The organism is Enterobacter sp. KB-280D8 (assembly GCF_041399405.1).
Taxonomy (GTDB): domain Bacteria; phylum Pseudomonadota; class Gammaproteobacteria; order Enterobacterales; family Enterobacteriaceae; genus Enterobacter; species Enterobacter cloacae_N.
This window is the reverse complement of the sequence record NZ_JBGKEC010000007.1, coordinates 112,003-130,662: the sequence shown is the minus strand read 5'-3', so window position 1 is coordinate 130,662 and position 18,660 is coordinate 112,003. Positions and strand designations below refer to the sequence as shown.

General features: G+C 55.1%; 18 protein-coding genes. 10 read left to right on the top strand and 8 right to left on the bottom strand.

Annotated features, from left to right (window positions below):
* Positions 1-50: 50 nt before the first annotated feature.
* Genes AB8818_RS17985 through AB8818_RS17970 form a run of 4 tightly spaced genes read right to left on the bottom strand, consistent with a single transcriptional unit; the run spans position 51 to position 4,931 of the window.
* Complete coding sequence (locus AB8818_RS17985) at positions 51-1,079, bottom strand: fimbrial protein (protein ID WP_163330617.1); 1,029 nt, start codon at positions 1,077-1,079, stop codon at positions 51-53.
* Between the two features lie 2 nt (positions 1,080-1,081).
* The gene (locus tag AB8818_RS17980; RefSeq protein ID WP_192983768.1) at positions 1,082-3,598 is read right to left on the bottom strand and encodes a fimbria/pilus outer membrane usher protein; all 2,517 of its coding nucleotides are present in this window, start codon (positions 3,596-3,598) and stop codon (positions 1,082-1,084) included.
* Between the two features lie 36 nt (positions 3,599-3,634).
* Complete coding sequence (locus AB8818_RS17975; protein WP_163330619.1) at positions 3,635-4,318, bottom strand: molecular chaperone; 684 nt, start codon at positions 4,316-4,318, stop codon at positions 3,635-3,637.
* Positions 4,319-4,373: 55 nt separating this feature from the next.
* Positions 4,374-4,931 carry a fimbrial protein gene (locus AB8818_RS17970; protein WP_163330620.1) on the bottom strand — a complete coding sequence of 186 codons (558 nt, stop codon included), beginning with the start codon at positions 4,929-4,931 and terminating at the stop codon, positions 4,374-4,376.
* A 635-nt stretch (positions 4,932-5,566) separates the two neighbouring features.
* Here AB8818_RS17970 and AB8818_RS17965 point away from each other — a divergent pair.
* Positions 5,567-6,592: a TerC/Alx family metal homeostasis membrane protein gene (locus tag AB8818_RS17965; RefSeq protein ID WP_100171191.1), complete on the top strand. Its 1,026-nt coding sequence runs from the start codon at positions 5,567-5,569 to the stop codon at positions 6,590-6,592.
* Between the two features lie 60 nt (positions 6,593-6,652).
* On the opposite strand, the gene AB8818_RS17960 is transcribed toward AB8818_RS17965, so the two are convergent.
* Positions 6,653-7,315 carry an HAD family hydrolase gene (locus AB8818_RS17960; protein WP_116342789.1) on the bottom strand — a complete coding sequence of 221 codons (663 nt, stop codon included), beginning with the start codon at positions 7,313-7,315 and terminating at the stop codon, positions 6,653-6,655.
* A gap of 240 nt (positions 7,316-7,555) precedes the next feature.
* On the opposite strand from AB8818_RS17960, the gene AB8818_RS17955 reads away from it, so the two are divergent.
* Positions 7,556-8,083 (top strand): NlpC/P60 family protein, encoded by a 528-nt coding sequence (locus AB8818_RS17955; RefSeq protein WP_192983766.1) that lies wholly within the window; start codon positions 7,556-7,558, stop codon positions 8,081-8,083.
* Positions 8,084-8,088: 5 nt separating this feature from the next.
* Here the strand turns inward: AB8818_RS17955 and AB8818_RS17950 are convergent, their stop codons facing one another.
* Together AB8818_RS17950 and AB8818_RS17945 are read right to left on the bottom strand one after the other, a co-directional pair.
* Positions 8,089-8,883, bottom strand: coding sequence for an SDR family NAD(P)-dependent oxidoreductase (locus AB8818_RS17950; protein WP_163330665.1), 795 nt, complete (start codon positions 8,881-8,883; stop codon positions 8,089-8,091).
* Positions 8,884-8,915: 32 nt separating this feature from the next.
* Positions 8,916-9,797 carry a LysR family transcriptional regulator gene (locus AB8818_RS17945; RefSeq protein WP_192983764.1) on the bottom strand — a complete coding sequence of 294 codons (882 nt, stop codon included), beginning with the start codon at positions 9,795-9,797 and terminating at the stop codon, positions 8,916-8,918.
* Between the two features lie 99 nt (positions 9,798-9,896).
* Between AB8818_RS17945 and AB8818_RS17940 the strand changes: the two genes are divergently transcribed.
* The 8 genes from AB8818_RS17940 to arnF all read left to right on the top strand — a co-directional run bounded on the left by AB8818_RS17940 (position 9,897) and on the right by arnF (position 18,093).
* Positions 9,897-10,403: a phenolic acid decarboxylase gene (locus AB8818_RS17940; protein WP_061096823.1), complete on the top strand. Its 507-nt coding sequence runs from the start codon at positions 9,897-9,899 to the stop codon at positions 10,401-10,403.
* 323 nt (positions 10,404-10,726) lie between these two features.
* Positions 10,727-11,866, top strand: a complete 1,140-nt coding sequence (gene arnB, locus AB8818_RS17935) for a UDP-4-amino-4-deoxy-L-arabinose aminotransferase (protein ID WP_166712745.1) — start codon at positions 10,727-10,729, stop codon at positions 11,864-11,866.
* A 1-nt stretch (position 11,867) separates the two neighbouring features.
* Positions 11,868-12,851: an undecaprenyl-phosphate 4-deoxy-4-formamido-L-arabinose transferase gene (gene arnC / locus AB8818_RS17930; RefSeq protein WP_192983822.1), complete on the top strand. Its 984-nt coding sequence runs from the start codon at positions 11,868-11,870 to the stop codon at positions 12,849-12,851.
* Positions 12,848-14,830 (top strand): bifunctional UDP-4-amino-4-deoxy-L-arabinose formyltransferase/UDP-glucuronic acid oxidase ArnA, encoded by a 1,983-nt coding sequence (arnA, locus tag AB8818_RS17925; RefSeq protein ID WP_192983761.1) that lies wholly within the window; start codon positions 12,848-12,850, stop codon positions 14,828-14,830. Before arnC ends, arnA begins: the two co-directional genes overlap by 4 nt.
* A complete protein-coding gene (gene arnD / locus AB8818_RS17920; protein WP_116342773.1) occupies positions 14,827-15,729 on the top strand; it encodes a 4-deoxy-4-formamido-L-arabinose-phosphoundecaprenol deformylase in 903 nt (300 codons plus the stop codon). Before arnA ends, arnD begins: the two co-directional genes overlap by 4 nt.
* The gene (arnT, locus tag AB8818_RS17915; protein ID WP_192983759.1) at positions 15,726-17,381 is read left to right on the top strand and encodes a lipid IV(A) 4-amino-4-deoxy-L-arabinosyltransferase; all 1,656 of its coding nucleotides are present in this window, start codon (positions 15,726-15,728) and stop codon (positions 17,379-17,381) included. The genes arnD and arnT overlap by 4 nt, the downstream gene beginning before the upstream one ends.
* A complete protein-coding gene (gene arnE, locus AB8818_RS17910; protein ID WP_192983819.1) occupies positions 17,381-17,716 on the top strand; it encodes a 4-amino-4-deoxy-L-arabinose-phosphoundecaprenol flippase subunit ArnE in 336 nt (111 codons plus the stop codon). The genes arnT and arnE overlap by 1 nt, the downstream gene beginning before the upstream one ends.
* Positions 17,713-18,093, top strand: coding sequence for a 4-amino-4-deoxy-L-arabinose-phosphoundecaprenol flippase subunit ArnF (arnF, locus tag AB8818_RS17905; RefSeq protein WP_163330627.1), 381 nt, complete (start codon positions 17,713-17,715; stop codon positions 18,091-18,093). Before arnE ends, arnF begins: the two co-directional genes overlap by 4 nt.
* Here the strand turns inward: arnF and acpT are convergent.
* Entirely contained in the window at positions 18,050-18,658 is a 609-nt protein-coding gene (gene acpT / locus AB8818_RS17900; protein WP_116342765.1) for a 4'-phosphopantetheinyl transferase AcpT, read from the bottom strand. The genes arnF and acpT overlap by 44 nt on opposite strands.
* Between the last annotated feature and the right edge of the window lie 2 nt (positions 18,659-18,660).

The window sequence follows — 18,660 nt, the reverse complement described above, 5'->3', positions numbered from 1 at the left end:
TATGAGTTGCAGTGAAATAAGACATTTCTTTAGTGGGTTAAGTTTTTTCTTTATTTGAACTCGAAATCCAGCGTTGATGTGGCTTCAAATTTCCCCGGTTCTGGAGATTTTTCTCCTTGTTGCACGGGCGTAGCTACAATAGTGACATTACCCTCCTGTGTCGGAATGGCCGAACTGCTGCCATCAATTTTATTACCGTTGTGTTCAAGTTTTATCCCTAAATCGTTGCGATCCCCTCCTTCTTTATTACGGGTTCTGATAAAACCAGCGTCATTAAAATCGGAGGTGCGAAATTTAATATTCGCCTTGCTGACATCCGCTTCGTCATCACAGGTTACGTTGAGCGGAATGCTTTTTTGCTTACTGTTGGCTTCAGGCGTAAATTCATTTGCTGGAATATCACCAAACGGAATGTTAATGGGTTCTCCGCCATTAATCGTACAATTTGGCGGGATAGTAATACTCATTTCAAAGCTGAGTTTCACAAATGGTTTAGTGGGATCGAAATCACCTGATTTTTTTCGGGCGTAAACTGTAAGTAGCTCTTGTGCAGGGTATACATGATGGCCTGTGATCTTCTTGGTTAACTCTACTGAAACCGTCCCACTAGAACCCGTTTTAAACGGATGTTCTTCATTAACATCGTCACAGTCGAGATTCGTTATGTTTTGATTATCTACCCCTGAAAGATTTTGCAAATCAACAGTCGCTTGATTTTGGATAGTACCACCAATGTCTATCCTAAAGCCGATATTAATACCTTTCTCTTCATCGAATGGATAGTAAATAAACTCGCCATTACGTTTACCACTTCCCGATTTCAGCACGTCACTGGTAAATTTAAAGAAGACACTTTCTTTATCGGACGAGTTTTTACAGAAGCATATGCCCGAAAAGTTTTGATTATTATCCCATCCCTCCTGTACAGACCCTGGTATATGTTCGGCAGTGAGATTTTTGCTAATCGGAAAAACGGTTGCTCCGCCAATTGGCCAGCAACTGCCCGGAATAGCAGCAAAGGCAGGCGATCCCATCAATCCGCCTGCTGCCAGGCACACGAGTAACGCTAATTTTTTCATGATTAATTCCTTACATCATTAACGGGTTTTTTGCAGATCTGTGTTAACTGCACAATTCCGCTAATCGTGGGTTCCTGGCCAGAAAGCTGATAGTTAACCTGGCAACGCTGATTGAGTTTCTTACCCCAGCTCACGTCTAACGTTCCTTTTTCCGCCATCCCTGTGAGGAATACGCTGCCTTCATCACCCACAATGCTGCTGGTGGTGTTTTGAGAAACAACGGCGCCGAACGGAACGGGTTTACCCTGCGCATCTTTCAGCGTCATCATCAGGCGTTTACCCACCGCGGTGGTAAAACGTGCCCGAACGATGGCTCCCCGGGTGGGAACGACTTTATGGCTATTGCTTTCCAGCTCAACATCATCTGGCAGCGTGTCGGGTCTCAGCTGGATTGTGCTCTCCTGATAAGGGGCCAGGTACGGCACCACGGCATATCCCCGGGAGTCGGTACGCACGCCAGCGTGGTTACGGACGCTGACACCCGCTGCATCCGGCGCTTCAACCAGAGCGACCGTTTCACCCAGCGACTGCGCCAGCGTGACGCCATGCGGGTGAACCAGCACGCCGCCTCGCAGGTTATAATTCAGCCGCTGTGCGTCCCGGCTATAGCCATACCCGGCGCCAACCTGCGCATAGCGTCCGCTATAGCTAAGCGATGCATCGCTGCTGTTTGCCTGGCTGCCTGGGTTGATGTTCTGCTGTACGCTCCAGTTCAGGTTATTGTCCTCAAGGGCGCTGCCGCTCAGGGAAACGCTGTGGCCAGGCGAGCGGTTATCTGCTGCGGAAAATGAGTAACCGGCACGTGCAGAGCGGAGCCATTTGTCCAGAGGAACGCTCACGCTCAGGCTGAACAGATTGTCCTGGTTATAGCGACGCTGGTTATCCTCTTTTGTTACGTTCAGATAGTGGCTGTAGTTCAGGCTATAGCTGATACCGTTCCAGCTATTGCCATAGCCCAGCGAGGCAGAGGTCGTGCGTTTTTTGCTGGTGTGGTAATCCTCGCTGACCAGCATGGAGGAGAGATAGCCGAGGTTGTCTCCCAGATTTTGGTTCAGCGTCAGTTCTGTACGGCTGCGACGTCGCTCCGGGATGGAGTGCTGCGAGTGGTAGCTGCTCAGGGTTTCACCGAGCGTGTAGAAATCGGACGTCGAGTAGCGATAGCCCGCAATCGCAACGTTAGTGCCGGTAGAGAGCAGGTTTTTGTTATAGCGAAGGCGTAGCGACTGCCCCCGGTTTTTCTCTGCATGCTTCGTGGTTGCCCAGGCCTGGGTAATATCAAATGACAGTGCGCCAAAATCACCCATGTTTTTTCCCATGCCAAAGAGCAGGGACTGGTATTGACTGGCGGCCTGCATGCCACCGTATATCGAGGTTTCCCATGGAAGACCGTAAATCAGGCTCCCTTGCGAAAACGGCGCATTCTCAGCATCGCTGCTGCTGGAACGATAGGTGCCGCTAATGACTTCATATTTATATTGTCCTTCCCGCTGCATAACCGCTAACGACGCGTAGGGGACTAAAGAGACTTGCTCGCTGCCATCTGCCTCTTTCACAACCACTTTCAGCTCGCCGCTGCTGCCGAGGTAAAGATCGTTGATGACAAATTCGCCGGGCGGGACATAGCTTTGATAAATGCTGTAGCCATTCTGATAAATGGTGATCTGGGCATTAGTACGGGCGATACCGCGGATTACGGGGGCATAGCCCCGCATGCTTCCCGGAAGCATCTGTTCGTCGGAATAGAGCTGCACGCCGCGAAATGGGGTGCTGTCGAAGACGTCAGAGGTTGAACTATTATCCCCGACAATCAGCTGGCTATTCAGGGCGCTGATATCGCGCTGTAAATAGGTATAGACCGATTCCCAGCGACCGGCTTGCCCCTGGCTATTGCTCCAGGTCGAAAAATTGCGTAAACGCCATGGGCCAACGTTCAGACCCGGACGCAGGCTAAGGTACTGGCTATCGGTTCCCGTCCCGTTATTCGAGGTCCAGCTGGCGCCGCTGTAGTTGTAGCTGAGCGTCAGGCCCGGAATTCCCTGCTCCCGACGCGCGGGATCGATGTAGCCGTGAGCCTGGCTGTCCAGGGCCGCCTGGGGAATGCTAAGTCTTAACGCCTGCTCGCTGAAGTCAAACTCGCTGCTCGCGTGCGGGATTGCCGCCAGTTTTGCACAGCCCTGAGTATCATCCTGCAGCAGCGGGAAGGCAGCCGTTTTTACGCCAAACGACTGAAGCGTCTCCCTGCTAAGGCACGGAGCGAGAATATTTTTATGCTGCGCGTTCTCTTCGAGTCGAAACGTAATATCGCGCGTGTCGATCATTTTATTGTTAAGAAAGAGGTCAACGCGATAAACGCCGGGTGTCTGGCTATCTTTATTCTCAAAGAGAGAAAGGTCGACAGCGGTACGCGGCGCGCCGCCTGTTTCCAGAAAGGCCGGGTCGAAATAATCACTGGCGTATAGTGCGCTGGGTAATATCCAGGCAAAGCAAAGCGCTGGACGAATGCCCCAAAATATAGTCATGAAAAATACCCCTGCGAGGTTATTGTTTTAAAATTGTTATTCTATTTTTTGTGTGATTAACTGGCTGTTGCCGCCATAATCATTGATATATTTCCATTGTACGGTTGCGTTGTTTTTTAGTTGCGCGTTATTCACAGTGATTTTTTTACTGCTTTTAGGTGCCAGCATATCAATCTCTGACCATTTTTTGTTATTGATCTTCACCTCCGCAAATGAAATGTAATAAGACGAGTTATTGCGTACGATGAGTTCATTATTTTTAACAGACCACTGGACATTCTTGCCAATGTCCCTCGTTTCATCTGCTAAATTCGCCGGGCGGTAAAATAATTTGATTCGGGTATTTACCGCTATCTGGAGTTTGTTGACATCCTCTCTTGAAGAAGACGGGATCGATTTTACGTTGAGCCAGAAAAGCGACTCACGATCCTGCGGCAACGCGGCGCCGTTATAGATAATACGTAGTGCGTTGGCTTTACCTCCATCAAGACGAAATAGCGGTGGCGTTACAATAAACGGGGCTTTGGTACCCTGTGTATCATTGCCCTGTACCCAGCTTTGTACCAGGAAAGGGCTGGCAGTATTGTTTCTGACATTAATATTGCTCTCTTTCTTGTCGGCATTATATACCACTCGCGTATTCGATAAGGTCACACTGGCGTGTGACAAACAAGAGCCCAGGAGCAAGGCCAGCAGCGTCAGGTAGCGTTTCCTTAACATAAAACATCCTTGCGTTCCGGGCTACTATTCATAGCCCGGAACTGAGTTGAGTAATTTATTTATAGATAATGGTGTAATCCGCAACCGCATCTGCTTTACCGGCGGTCACAGTATCAATGGTTGATTTATAACGGGCTGAATACAGCAGGGTGGCTGTCCCCGTGGTGCCATCACCGGTAATAGGAACAAACTTATTTGGGTTTTCACCAAGTCTCATAGGTGTTCCATCTTCATTCAGGAATTCAATACCCAAACCCGTTGCGGCGTCTGCACCGGTTTTAAGCGCGAGCAGATTGTTATCATTAGAATCATAAGCACCGCCAAATCGTGCTCCGGCTTCTTTAAGAACGGCGGTATCGCAGTTGGACAGATCTATCTGGATGCGGTGAATACCCGCAACGTCACCTTTTTCTTTAAACGCCGAAGACGAGATGGTACCCATTTGAATCGTTGGGTTACCTCCCTGACCATTAATATCGACATCACAGGTGCTCGCGGTAATGGTGCCCGTGAAGTTGATTTGCCCTGCACCCTTACCAGGATCTGCCGCATGGCTGGAAGGACTGGCAGCGGCAGCCAATAATAATCCCATGGCAATGACGGATTTATTCATCTTTAAACTATTCCTTAGTGTGTAAATGTTAGAACATTATTATTTCAGGTTTGTAACTCAACAGAGTTGCTGTGTCCGCGAAACGCGGATATTCCGTTAATGCGAAAAGTTAACGTGGGTATTCAGCATTGCTTACCAGTACGTATGAACAATTTCCATCGCCAGAAGTCTGAATATATTGCGTAATCAGGTTAACAAGAGATTAAAAAAAATAAAGTGATAACGCTGTGATTTGTCTTTTGTCTCTTTAAAATCAATTAGTTATAATTCTTTCATCAGGGTTTTATCAGCATTTTTTTGTGAGAATTTTACGGCTTATTTACTACTCGCAGAATAATGTGTTCTGCTCTGACAATAAAATTCTCAGAATAATGAAAGAATAATCTACGAAAGAATAATTTGCCTTTCTGAAAAGGACGCATATGAGGGGCCGTCGTAATGCAGGACAGGATGACATCGCGCTATGCGTTTTTTTACTGCTTCTCTCTCTGGCGATTTTAACATCACATTTACATTGCCGGGCCGGTGCGAAGAAGTGTTATTATTATTCTCTTGCCCGGTGATACGGGCGTTTTCTTCTTTTTGTTGCAAACGTTATCTCTGCCAGCGCGCAGATGAAGGTTAAGGATAGATTCATGGCTTCTGCTCATCTCGGTTTCCCGACTGAAACCGTTGTTGTCTTTGTGGTGATGGCCGTTGGGGCGATGTTTATCGATCTCTTCATGCACCGTCACGATAAACCTGTTTCGCTGAAAAGTGCGGCCATGTGGTCCGTTTTCTGGTTCTCGATGGCGATGGCCTTCGCCGGGTTTCTGTATATCCACCACGGCGCCGAGATGGCGAGCCTGTTCCTCACCGGTTACGCACTGGAAGAGGTGCTGTCCATCGATAACCTGTTCGTGATGATGGCGATCTTCGCCTGGTTCGGCGTGCCGGATAAGTACCGTCACCGCGTGCTCTACTGGGGCGTACTGGGGGCGATAGTCTTCCGCGGTATTTTCGTGGCGATCGGCACCAGCCTGCTGAGCCTGGGGCCGTACGTGGAGGTCATTTTCGCGCTGGTCGTCGGCTGGACGGCGGTGATGATGCTCAAACGCAATGAAGAGAGTGATGAAGTGGAGGATTACTCCGGGCATCTCGCTTATCGCCTGGTGAAACGCTTTTACCCGGTCTGGCCAAAAATCAGCAGCCACGCCTTTATTCTGACCCAGAAAGAGGTAGATGCGGAGCTGGAGAAGCCGGAAAACCAGGACGTGACGGTAGGTCGCGTGAAGAAGGCGAAACGCTATGCGACGCCGTTGCTGCTTTGCGTGGCGGTAGTGGAACTCTCTGACGTGATGTTCGCGTTTGACTCCGTGCCGGCCATTATTGCCGTGAGCCGCGAGCCGCTGATTATCTACAGCGCCATGATGTTCGCCATTCTCGGCCTGCGTACGCTCTACTTTGTTCTGGAAGCGCTCAAGCAGTATCTGGTGCACCTTGAGAAAGCGGTGGTGCTGCTGCTGTTCTTCGTGGCGTTCAAGCTGGGGTTAAATGCCACCGACCACTTCTGGCACCACGGTTACAGCATTGGCGCGACGGCCAGCCTGTTTGTGGTGTTAGGCGTGCTGGCGCTGGGGATTATTGCGAGCGTGATGTTCCCGGGGAAACGTGAGGCCTGATGCACCGCTTTTCTCCCTCTCCCTGTGGGAGAGGGCTGGGGTGAGGGCAACAGACCGCACCTAACCCTTAATCGGCGAATTCCGGCGCTTGCGCGGATGGTGGAAGTGCCGCCAGTGCGGATCCTGCGCCGCCGCCAGCAGTTCGTGGTCGCCGCGGGTGTCTCCCCAGGCGCGCAGATGATAGGCGTTCAGATCGCCGTACACTTTTTCCAGCCTTGCCACCTTCTGGGCGCAGCGGCAGTTATTTCCCGTGATGCGCCCCGTCAGCTTGCCGTCCTTCACTTCCAGCTGCGTGCCAATTAGCTTGATGCCAAGCTTGTCCGCCCACGGCTGGAGCACCAGCGCCGGAGACGCGGAACAGATAGTCACTTCCGCCCCTGAATTCACCTCAGCCGCCACAGCCAGAACCCCTTCGGGGCGCATCAGCTTGTTCCAGTATTTTTCGCAAAAGGCTTCCGCCTGCTGGCGTAGCCAGCGTTCGTCCACGCCCGTCAGGAACGTTTTGATCAGCACTTCCTTTAGCTCATCGCGCGTCAGCTTGCGGCGCACGCAGTGGAGCGTGGGCAGCGCCATGCGCACCAGGCGACCCGCAAAGTAGCGTTTCCCAAAGGCAAAACGCAGGAAAGGGATAAAGCTGTCGTGGTGCGTGAGCGTCCCATCGAAGTCAAAGACAGAGAGCACGCTGGATTTCGCCACCGTCTCGTCGGCAATCATATTGGTCATAAATACGTCTTAGCTGAAATACACATTCTGTCGATCAGTTTACCTGCTTTACCTGAACAGTCCTTACATCACCACCCTTTTTTTTCTCAATCTTGCGATCTGAAAGTGAGTCCAATTTTGGCCTCAATAATGATTGGTGAAAAAATGAGCTGTCTATATTATCGCCACATCGAAAGATATTTAGGGGGAACGTTGGCCCCCACAGGTAAGGAAAAATTCACTCTTAGCTCCTGTTCAGATATGACATTCAGATCGCTTATTTCAATCCTCACGTTAAGTTTTGCTTCGTTTTCCGCACTGAGTTTTCAGCTGCCCGCCTCCATGATCTCGGTGAAGAGTGGCTTTGCGGAATCGCCGGTGAAGTCGGCCCTGCTTCACCAGGAGACGGGCCCACTCCGCTCCCGGATACTGGATCAATACCAGAAATGGAAAGGTACCCACTATCAGTGGGGCGGCACCACGCACCGCGGGGTGGATTGCTGCGCGCTCATGCAGCATCTGTTCAGCGATGCGGCGAATCTTCACTTACCGCGCACGACGAGCGAGCAGATCCATCGCGGTGTGCAGTTGGAGCAATACCGTCTGAAGGCGGGAGATTTAGTCTTCTTCCAGACGGGCCCGAACCGCAAGCACGTCGGTGTTTATATTGGTAACAGCCAGTTTATTCATGCCTCCAGCAGCCAGGGCGTAACGGTTTCAACCCTGACTGATGGCTACTGGCAGGATCGTTACATTACCGCCCGTCGTGTCGCGGGCAGCGCGGCCTGACGATATTAAATAATGTCATCAACAACGCCACCGTCGACGCGCAATGCCGCGCCCGAGGTGGCGGAGGCCTGCGTCGAACAGACATAAATCACCATATTCGCCACCTCTTCAACCGTGGCGGCGCGCTGGATAACCGAGCTGGGGCGGTTGGCCATCACAAACTCTTTCGCCAGTTGCTCCAGCGATTTACCTGTTTTCTCGATCTCATCTTTCATCATTTCAGCGAAACCGTCCGACATCGTCGGGCCCGGCAGCACGCTGTTCACCGTCACGCCGCTTCCCGCCACGAACTTTGCCAGCCCGCGCGCCAGCGAGAGCTGGGCCGTTTTGGTCACCCCGTAGTGGATCATGTCTGCCGGGATATTGCAGGCCGACTCGGAGGAGATAAACACCACGCGGCCCCAGCCTTTTTTCACCATGCCCGGCAGCAGGGCGCGGGAGAGGCGTACGCCGGACATCACGTTGGTCTGCCAGTAGCGTTCCCAGGTTTCATCGTCGGTGCCATAGAAATCCTGCGGGCCGTAAATCCCGGCGTTGTTCACCAGAATATCGACGTCGCTCGCGACCTTCAGCAGGGATTCAACCCCTTCCGCGGTGCTGAGATCGGCAATGGCGGCACGCACCTGCACGCCGGGCACAACCTGCTGCAGCTGCTGAATACCCTTGTTCACCGAGTCGGTGCTGCGGCCATTAACGATCACTTCCGCGCCGCTTTCCGCCAGGCCTCTGGCAATGGCGAACCCGATCCCGCCGGTTGAGGCGGTGACCAGGGCCACTTTCCCCGCAAAGTCGATTTTCATCATCAGCTCCTTATCGTTTTAACGTTCGGACCTTAAAGCGTAGCAGGTGATGGTGACGGCTCCTGGCTAAAAAGACGCAGCAGCGTCTCGACCTGCTCATCCAGCGGGGCGAGGGTGCGTTTCACGATCAGATGCAGCGGCGTGGCCCGACGAACGCCGTGGCTCAGCGGGAGGATTTTTAGCACGCCTTGCTCCAACTGGGGCTGAACGCGCTCTTCGGGCAGCCAGCCGTAGCCGACCTGAGAGACGACCGCCTCTATGGCGGCATCAACGGTCGAGAATGTCCACGACTCGCCCGCAGCCCGCGCGGCGTTCTGGCTGTCCGCTATCTGGATAAGCGGCCACGGGCGTAGCATCTCATCATTCAGCGGCGCGTCGAGGCTAAAGAGGGGATGCTGGTGATGCGCGACGGCGACAAAGTCGATATTCATCAGCCATTCGCCGAGCCCGGTAATGTCCTGGCGGCGGGTTAAGACCATCACATCGGCCTCGTTGTTCATGACATCGGCGCGGGTATTTTCAAGCACCTCCGTGAGGCGGACCTGAGTTTGCGGATACTGTTGCTGGAACTGGCGCAGAATGGCGAACAGGCGGCGGCGGGGGAAAATGGAGTCCACCACCAGATCCAAACGCGTGCGCATCCCGTTACGAAGGGTCGCCGCGCGCGTCTCGACGTACGAAAACGCTTTTAGCAGCGGTTTCACCTGGCTGAGAAGCAGTTCTCCGGCCGGGGTTAACACCGCCCGGCGCCCCTCTGGCGCCAGCAGCGCCACGCCCAGCCGCTCCTGCAGCAGCGACAGGTTATAGCTTACCGATGACTGGCTGCGGTGGGTTTCTTCCGCGGCTTTGGCAAAGCTGCCCGCGTCCACCACTTTTTCCAGTAAAGCCCACTGTTCCAGCGTCGTCTTGTGCATAACGTATCTAAATTTTGGATGAATTTGATTAAAACATAGCGTTATTCATTCATTTTTTGAAGGTTTAAGATCGTCTCATCAAAACGAAGGAGACATTTTATGAACACATTCGACAAACACGACTTAAGCGGCTTCGTTGGTAAACATCTGGTATATACCTACGATAACGGCTGGAATTACGAAATTTACATCAAAAATGAAAACACCATCGACTACCGTATTCACAGCGGTCTGGTGGGTAATCGCTGGGTGAAAGATCAGCGGGTGTATATCGTTCGCGTCGGTGAAAGCATCTATAAAATTTCCTGGACCGAGCCAACCGGCACCGACGTCAGCCTGATCGCCAACCTGGGTGACCGCCTGTTTCACGGCACCATCTTCTTCCCACGCTGGGTCATGAATAACCCGGAAAAAACCGTCTGCTTCCAGAACGATCATATTCCGCTGATGAACAGCTATCGCGACGCTGGCCCGACCTATCCAACGGAAGTGATTGATGAATTCGCAACAATCACCTTTGTACGCGACTGTGGTGCCAATGATGAAAGCGTGATTGCCTGTGCGGCCAGCGAGTTACCGGAAAACTTTCCCGATAACTTAAAATAAGCGCGACAATTAACTAAAAAGAAAAGTTCCCGGTTATTTCTTCTTTTTAAGAAATAGCCGGGATTTTTTTTGTTTGTTGATGTCTGGTTTAAAATAACATTTTGTAAAAATTGAGTTGGATCACGAAATAAATAATTCATAATTATATAAGTGACTGTTTATAAATGGAATGATGGTGTTTTTGTTACGTCTGGAATACGCATCTTAATTTTTCCCTAAGAAATGAACGATACCTTGATATGAGTTTATGGTTCGTTGAAATAAACGAACAGGCAATTGGTTAATATCAAGCGCGTGCCATTCTTATTGCAAGGAAATTAATGATGAGTGATTTTTTGCCTTTTTCCCGCCCGTCGATGGGTAATGAGGAATTAGCGGCGTTGCAGGAGGTTTTAACCTCCGGCTGGATCACCACCGGGCCTAAAAATCAGGAACTTGAAGCGGCATTTTGTCAGCTGACGGGGAACCAGCACGCGATTGCCGTCTGTTCGGCGACGGCGGGCATGCACGTCACGCTGATGGCGCTGGATATTGGCCCGGGCGATGAGGTCATTACCCCCTCTCAGACCTGGGTCTCCACGCTGAATATGATCGTGTTGCTGGGCGCCACGCCGGTCATGATCGATGTGGACAAAGAGACATTGATGGTTACGCCGGAAGCGGTTGAAGCCGCCATTACCCCGCGTACCAAAGCGATTATTCCGGTGCATTATGCCGGCGCGCCGTGTGATATCGACGCCATTCATGCCGTCGGCGAGCGTCACGGTATTCCGGTGATTGAAGACGCGGCCCATGCCGCCGGAACGTACTACAAGAACCGTCACGTGGGCTGGAAAGGCACGGCGATTTTTTCCTTCCACGCCATCAAAAACATGACCTGCGCGGAAGGCGGTTTAGTCGTCACGGATAATGCCCGGCTGGCACAGCGGATCCGCAGTCTGAAATTCCACGGTCTGGGCGTCGATGCCTATGACCGCCAGACGCACGGCCGTGCGCCGCAGGCGGAAGTGATCGCGCCGGGGTATAAATACAACCTGGCGGATATCAACGCCGCGCTGGCGCTGGTACAGCTGGGCAAGCTGAAAGAGGCCAATAAACGCCGTGAGGAAATCGCGCAACGCTACCTGCGCGAACTTGCCGATACGCCGTTCCAGCCACTCACCATTCCGTCATGGCCGCACGTACACGCCTGGCATCTGTTTATTATTCGCGTTGATGAAGCGCGCTGCGGGATCTCACGCGACGGCCTGATGGCGGCGCTGAAGGAGAAAGGCATCGGCACCGGCCTCCACTTCCGAGCGGCGCATACGCAAAAATACTATCGCGAGCGCTTTCCTGATGTATCGCTTCCGAATTCGGAATGGAACAGCGCGCGTATTTGTTCTCTCCCTCTTTTCCCGGACATGACTCATGACGACACAACCCGCGTCATTACCGCGCTCCATCAGCTTGCAGGACATTGATATGTTCAGCGCACCGCCTGTACAAAAAGTTTCGGTGGTCATCCCTGTTTATAACGAGCAGGAGAGCCTGCCCGAGCTGATCCGCCGCACCACGGCCGCCTGCAACACGCTGGGCAAAGCCTATGAAATTCTGCTGGTGGATGACGGCAGCAGTGATGATTCCGCGCTGATGCTGACCGAAGCCGCCCAGGCCGAAGGCAGCCATATTGTTGCCGTGCTGCTCAACCGTAACTACGGCCAGCACTCCGCCATTATGGCCGGGTTCAGCCACGTGACGGGCGATCTGATCATCACTCTGGATGCAGATCTGCAAAACCCGCCGGAGGAGATCCCGCGTCTGGTGGCGAAAGCTGATGAAGGCTATGACGTGGTTGGCACGGTGCGTCAGAACCGTCAGGACAGCCTTTTCCGTAAGCTGGCCTCGCGAACCATCAACCGTCTTATTCAGCGCACCACCGGTAAAGCGATGGGCGATTACGGCTGCATGCTGCGCGCCTACCGCCGCCATATTGTCGACGCCATGCTTCACTGCCATGAGCGCAGCACCTTTATTCCGATCCTCGCCAACACCTTTGCCCGCAAGGCAACGGAAATTCCGGTCCTGCACGCCGAGCGCGAGCACGGGGAATCGAAGTACAGCTTTATGCGTCTCATCAACCTGATGTACGACCTCGTCACCTGCCTGACCACCACGCCGCTGCGCCTGCTGAGCGTGTTCGGCAGCATCATCGCCCTGGCCGGTTTTACGCTGTCCGTCCTGCTGGTGGTGCTGCGCCTGGTCTTTGGCCCGCAGTGGGCGGCGGAAGGGGTCTTCATGCTCTTTGCCGTGCTGTTTATGTTCATCGGCGCCCAGTTCGTCGGAATGGGCCTGCTCGGTGAATACATTGGCCGTATCTACAACGATGTTCGCGCACGTCCGCGCTACTTTATTCAACGTGTTGTCCGTCAGGAACACAAAGCATCTCAAGAGGAAACCCACCCATGAAAGCCGTTGTATTTGCCTATCACGATATGGGGTGCGCGGGCACGCTGGCCCTGCTGGAAGCGGGCTATGACATTGCTGCAATCTTTACCCATCCGGACGCGGCGGGAGAGAACCACTTCTTCGGCTCCGTGGCGCGTATCGCCGCCGAGCGTGGTATTCCGGTTTATGCCCCGGACGACGTCAACCACCCGCTGTGGGTGGATCGCATCCGCGCGCTCGCCCCGGATGTCATCTTCTCGTTCTACTATCGCAACCTGATCTGCGACGAGATCTTAGGTTTAGCCGCCAAAGGGGCCTTTAACCTTCACGGCTCTCTGCTGCCCGCCTACCGTGGCCGCGCGCCGCTGAACTGGGTGCTGGTCAACGGTGAAACCGAAACCGGCGTGACGCTGCACCGCATGGTGCACCGCGCGGATGCCGGGGCCATCGTCGCCCAGCAGCGCGTGGCAATCGACGCGGATGAAACGGCGCTTGAGCTGCATCAGAAACTCTGCACCGCGGCGCAAAGCCTGCTGCGTGACGCGCTGCCAGCCATCCTCAACGGCACCTTCAGCGAGACCGGGCAGGACGAAAGCAAGGCCAGCTGCTTTGGCCGCCGCACGCCGGAAGATGGTCGCCTGGACTGGAACAAACCCGCCCGCCAGCTGCATAACCTGGTGCGCGCCGTGACCGACCCGTGGCCGGGCGCGTACAGCTTTGCGGGCGTAAGCAAATTTATCGTCTGGAAATCCCGCGTGCGTGACGATATCCCGGCGGCTAAACCGGGCACCGTCGTCTCCGTCTCTCCGCTGGTGGTGAGCTGCGGCGAGCAGGCGCTGGAGATCGTCACCGGTCAGACCGACAACGGCCTGTACGTTCAGGGCACGCAGCTGGCGCAGTCTCTGGGGCTGGTGGCCGGGGCGCTGATCACCAGCGCGCCGGTGGTTGCCATCAAGCGCCGCACCCGCGTGCTGATCCTCGGCGTGAACGGGTTCATCGGTAACCACCTGACCGAACGTCTGCTCAGGGATGATAACTACGAGATTTACGGTCTGGATATTGGCTCTGACGCCATCAGCCGTTTCCTCAACAACCCGCGCTTCCACTTCGTTGAAGGGGATATCAGCATCCACTCCGAGTGGATCGAATACCACATTAAAAAATGCGACGTGGTGCTGCCGCTGGTCGCCATTGCCACGCCAATCGAGTACACCCGTAACCCGCTGCGCGTGTTCGAGCTGGACTTCGAGGAGAACCTGAAGATCATCCGCGACTGCGTGAAATACGACAAGCGCATCATCTTCCCGTCCACCTCTGAAGTGTACGGCATGTGTACCGACAAAAACTTCGATGAAGACACTTCCAGCCTCGTGGTGGGGCCGATCAACAAACAGCGCTGGATCTACTCTGTCTCCAAACAGCTGCTGGACCGCGTGATTTGGGCCTACGGCGAGAAAGAGGGCCTGCGCTTTACCTTGTTCCGTCCGTTCAACTGGATGGGGCCGCGTCTGGATAACCTGAACGCGGCGCGTATCGGCAGCTCCCGCGCGATCACCCAGCTGATCCTGAACCTGGTGGAAGGCTCGCCTATCAAGCTGATTGAAGGGGGGAGCCAGAAACGCTGCTTTACGGATATCAGCGACGGTATCGAGGCCCTGTTCCGCATCATCGAAAACAAAGATAACCGCTGCAACGGAGAGATCATCAACATCGGTAACCCGGAAAACGAGGCGAGCATTCGCGAGCTGGCAGAGATGCTGCTGGCCAGCTTTGAGCGCCACCCGCTGCGCGATCGCTTCCCGCCGTTTGCCGGTTTCCGCGAAGTGGAAAGCAGCAGCTACTATGGTAAGGGCTACCAGGACGTCGAGCACCGTAAACCAAGCATCCGCAACGCGAAGCGCTGCCTGAACTGGACGCCGACGGTGAAGATGGAGCAGACCATTGATGAGACGCTCGACTTCTTCCTGCGCACCGTGGAGCTGTCGGAACAGGCCTCATGAAAAAAGTCGGTTTACGCATTGATGTCGACACCTTCAGGGGAACGCGTGACGGCGTGCCCGGACTGCTGGAACTGCTGAGCAGGCATGGCGTGCGTGCCAGCATTTTCTTCAGCGTGGGGCCTGACAACATGGGACGCCATTTATGGCGTCTGGTTAAACCGGCATTTCTGTTCAAAATGCTTCGCTCGCGCGCGGCATCCCTCTACGGCTGGGATATTTTGCTGGCCGGCACCGCCTGGCCCGGCAGACGCATCGGCGCGGGTAATGAAGCGGTGATTCGCGAGGCGGCGCAGCATCATGAAATTGGCCTGCATGCCTGGGATCACCATGCCTGGCAGGCCTGGGCAGGCGTCTGGGATATCTCACGCCTGTCCCGTGAGGTCGAACGTGGAATGCTGGAGCTTGAGGCCATCATTGGTCAGCCCGTACGCTGCTCCGCCGTGGCGGGATGGCGTGCCGACCAGCGGGTGGTTAAAGCCAAAGAGCATTTCGCGTTTCGCTACAACAGCGACTGCCGCGGAACCGGGCCATTTTTGCCGCTGTTAGGCGAAAATCGCTACGGTACCGTGCAAATTCCGGTCACGCTTCCTACGTGGGATGAGGTGGTGGGGCGCGAGGTCAAAGCGGAAGAATTTAATCGCTATATTCTGGACCGCATCCATCGAGACGCCGGTACGCCGGTGTATACCATCCATGCCGAAGTGGAAGGGATTGCGTATCAGCATGATTTCGATGCGCTGCTGACGATGGCCGCTCAGGAGGGCATTGAATTCTGCCCGTTGAGCGAGCTGCTGCCGGACGACCTCAGCACCCTGCCCGTGGGCAAAGTGGTCCGTAGTGAACTGGCTGGCCGGGAAGGCTGGCTTGGCTATCAACAAATCGTGAGTCCGGTCCCATGAAAACAGCCCGTTATGGCGTAGCGCTTCTCGCACTGTTTATCGTTTACTACCTCATTCCGGTCGATATCCGTCTGCTGTGGCAGCCCGATGAAACGCGCTATGCGGAAATCAGCCGCGAAATGCTGGCATCGGGTGACTGGGTTGTCCCGCATTTTCTGGGGCTGCGTTACTTTGAAAAGCCGATTGCCGGCTACTGGATCAACAGTATCGGGCAATGGCTGTTCGGGCACACGAACTTTGCCGTACGCGCCGGGTCGATCTTCTCCACGGGGCTCGCGGCGCTGCTGGTTATCTGGATGGCATGGCGGCTCTGGCGGGATAAGCGGACAGCCATTTTCTCCGGCCTTATCTTCCTGACCCTGTTTCTGGTGTACGGCATCGGCACGTATGCGGTTCTGGATCCTATCATCACCCTGTGGCTGGTGGCGGCGATGTGCAGCTTCTGGCTGGCGTCGCAGGCCCAAACCGTGGCCGGAAAAGCGGGTGGCTATGTGCTACTTGGGCTGGCCTGCGGAATGGGGGTGATGACCAAAGGCTTCCTGGCACTGGCCGTTCCGGTGATTGGCGTGCTTCCGTGGGTCATCGTCCGGAAGCGCTGGAAAGAGGTGCTGATTTTTGGCTGGCTCGCGATCCTCAGCTGCGTGCTGATTGTTCTGCCGTGGGCGCTGGCCATTGCGCACCGTGAGCCTGATTTCTGGCGTTACTTCTTCTGGGTTGAGCATATTCAGCGTTTTGCCCAGAGCGACGCACAGCATAAAGCCCCGTTCTGGTACTACGTGCCATTCCTGATCGCCGGCAGCCTGCCGTGGCTGGCGCTGCTGCCCGGCGCGCTGCGCCTCGGCTGGAATGACAGACAAAACGCGGGCGGTGGGTTCTATCTGCTGGGTTGGGTGGTGATGCCGCTGCTGTTCTTCAGCATCGCCAAAGGCAAGCTGCCAACCTATATCCTGCCCTGTTTCGCTCCGCTGGCTATCCTGATGGCGCACTATGCCTGCCTCGCGGCGGAAAAAGGCGCCAGAGCGTTACGCATTAACGGCGGGATTAACCTGGCGTTTGGCGTCATCGGCGTGGTGGCGGCGCTGGTGGTTTCGCCGTGGGGACTGGCTAAGCATCCGGTCTGGACGTCGGTTGAACTGTATAAAGTCTTCTGTGCGGTGGTAGCGTTCCTCATCTGGGCCGCGGTAGGCTGGTTTACGTTCCGGCAGAGCCAGCAGCGCTGGTGGCTGGCGGCGCTGTGTCCAGCAGGCCTGGCGCTGCTGATTGGTTTTGCCATTCCTAACCTGGTGGTGGACTCCAAACAGCCCCAGTCGCTGGTCGATACCGTGCGGGAGCCGTTGCAGGAAAGCCGATTCGTGCTGGCCAATAACGTGGGCGTGGCCGCGGGCCTGGCGTGGGAACTGAAGCGCAATGACATCACGCTCTTTGGTCAGAGCGGCGAGCTGCGCTACGGGCTGGATTATCCCGATGTGAAAGACCGTTTTGTCAGTGAGGACGACTTCGCGCAGTGGCTGGCAACGCATCGTCAGCAGGGGCGCGTGTCGCTGGTGATACTGCTCTCAAAGCGTGACGATCTTTCACAGGCGAATTTACCGCAGCCGGACAATCTCTATATCCAGGGGCGTCTGGCCCTGCTGGAGTATCTGCCGAAGTGATGACCTGGACCTGGCTCGTACTGGCAAGCCTGCTCAGCTGCGCGGGGCAGCTGTGCCAGAAACAGGCCACCCGTCCGGCGAAGGCCGGGCGGCGTGGCGCGCACATCGCGCTGTGGCTTGGCCTGGCAATGCTGGCGCTGGGCGGCGGTATGCTGGTCTGGCTGGTGGTGCTGCAGCATCTGCCCGTCGGCGTCGCTTATCCGATGCTGAGCCTCAATTTTGTCTGGGTAACGCTGGCGGCGAAGGTCTTCTGGCGTGAGCACGTTGCTGTGCATCACTGGCTGGGAGTCGGGTTCATCATCATTGGGATTATCGTGCTGGGAGGAAGCCTGTGAAAGGCGCGTTCTGGGCGTTATGCAGCGTGCTGTTAGTCAGCGCCGCGCAGCTGTTGCTGCGCGATGCCATGCAGGCTCTGCCACCAGTCAGCGATTTTCTGACGTTTATCTCTGCGCTGTGGCACGTCTCGCCCGGCACGGGCGCGCTGCTGCTGGGATTGACGGGATACGTGGCCTCCATGGGCTGCTGGTATCTGGCGCTGCATCGCATGGCGCTCAGCAAAGCCTATGCCTTGCTGAGCCTCAGCTATATCCTGGTGTGGGGCGCGGCGATCCTGCTGCCCGGCTGGGGAGAAGGCTTCTCCTGGCGCGGGCTGGCGGGCGTCGGGTTTATTATGCTGGGTGTACTGGTGATTTTCCTGCCCCGACGTGAATAATCGACTCGGTGGTCAGGGTGTAAGGGGTTGCAGTACAGACGGCAAGGCTCAGAGAACCGAGCTGTAGCTGGCTGACCGCGTGCGACCGGGCCGTGCTGTCGATGCTGACAATCTGCCAGGCGCTGCCGCCACGTTGTTTCACAATCGCTTCTTTTCGCGTCCAGATACGCCAGAAAGCGGAAAGCCGTTCCTCAGGCGCTTCACGCTCCAGCTCGTCATGCTCTGTCAGGCTGAAAACGGCGTTGGCCAGTGCCTGCCAGTTCTTGCGGGGGCGAATCACTTCGATATCGCAGCCCACTTCACCTTCATCGCTCATCAGTAAGGCGATATCGTCACCGCTATGGCTCAGGTTGAACCACAGCGGATTCCCCTTCTCAAAGGCCGGTTTCCCCTGCTCGCCGTAAATGATGTCGGGGAGCGGGTGAGGGGATAATGTTCTGGCGAGCAGCGTCCGGCCTGCCAGCCAGGAGGCATGTCGTGCACCCTGAGGTGCCCTGTCTGCGAGCGTTGACGCCAGCGGGTCCGCGCAAAGGGTGGAAATTTTTCCCAGTACAAACCGGTACATAG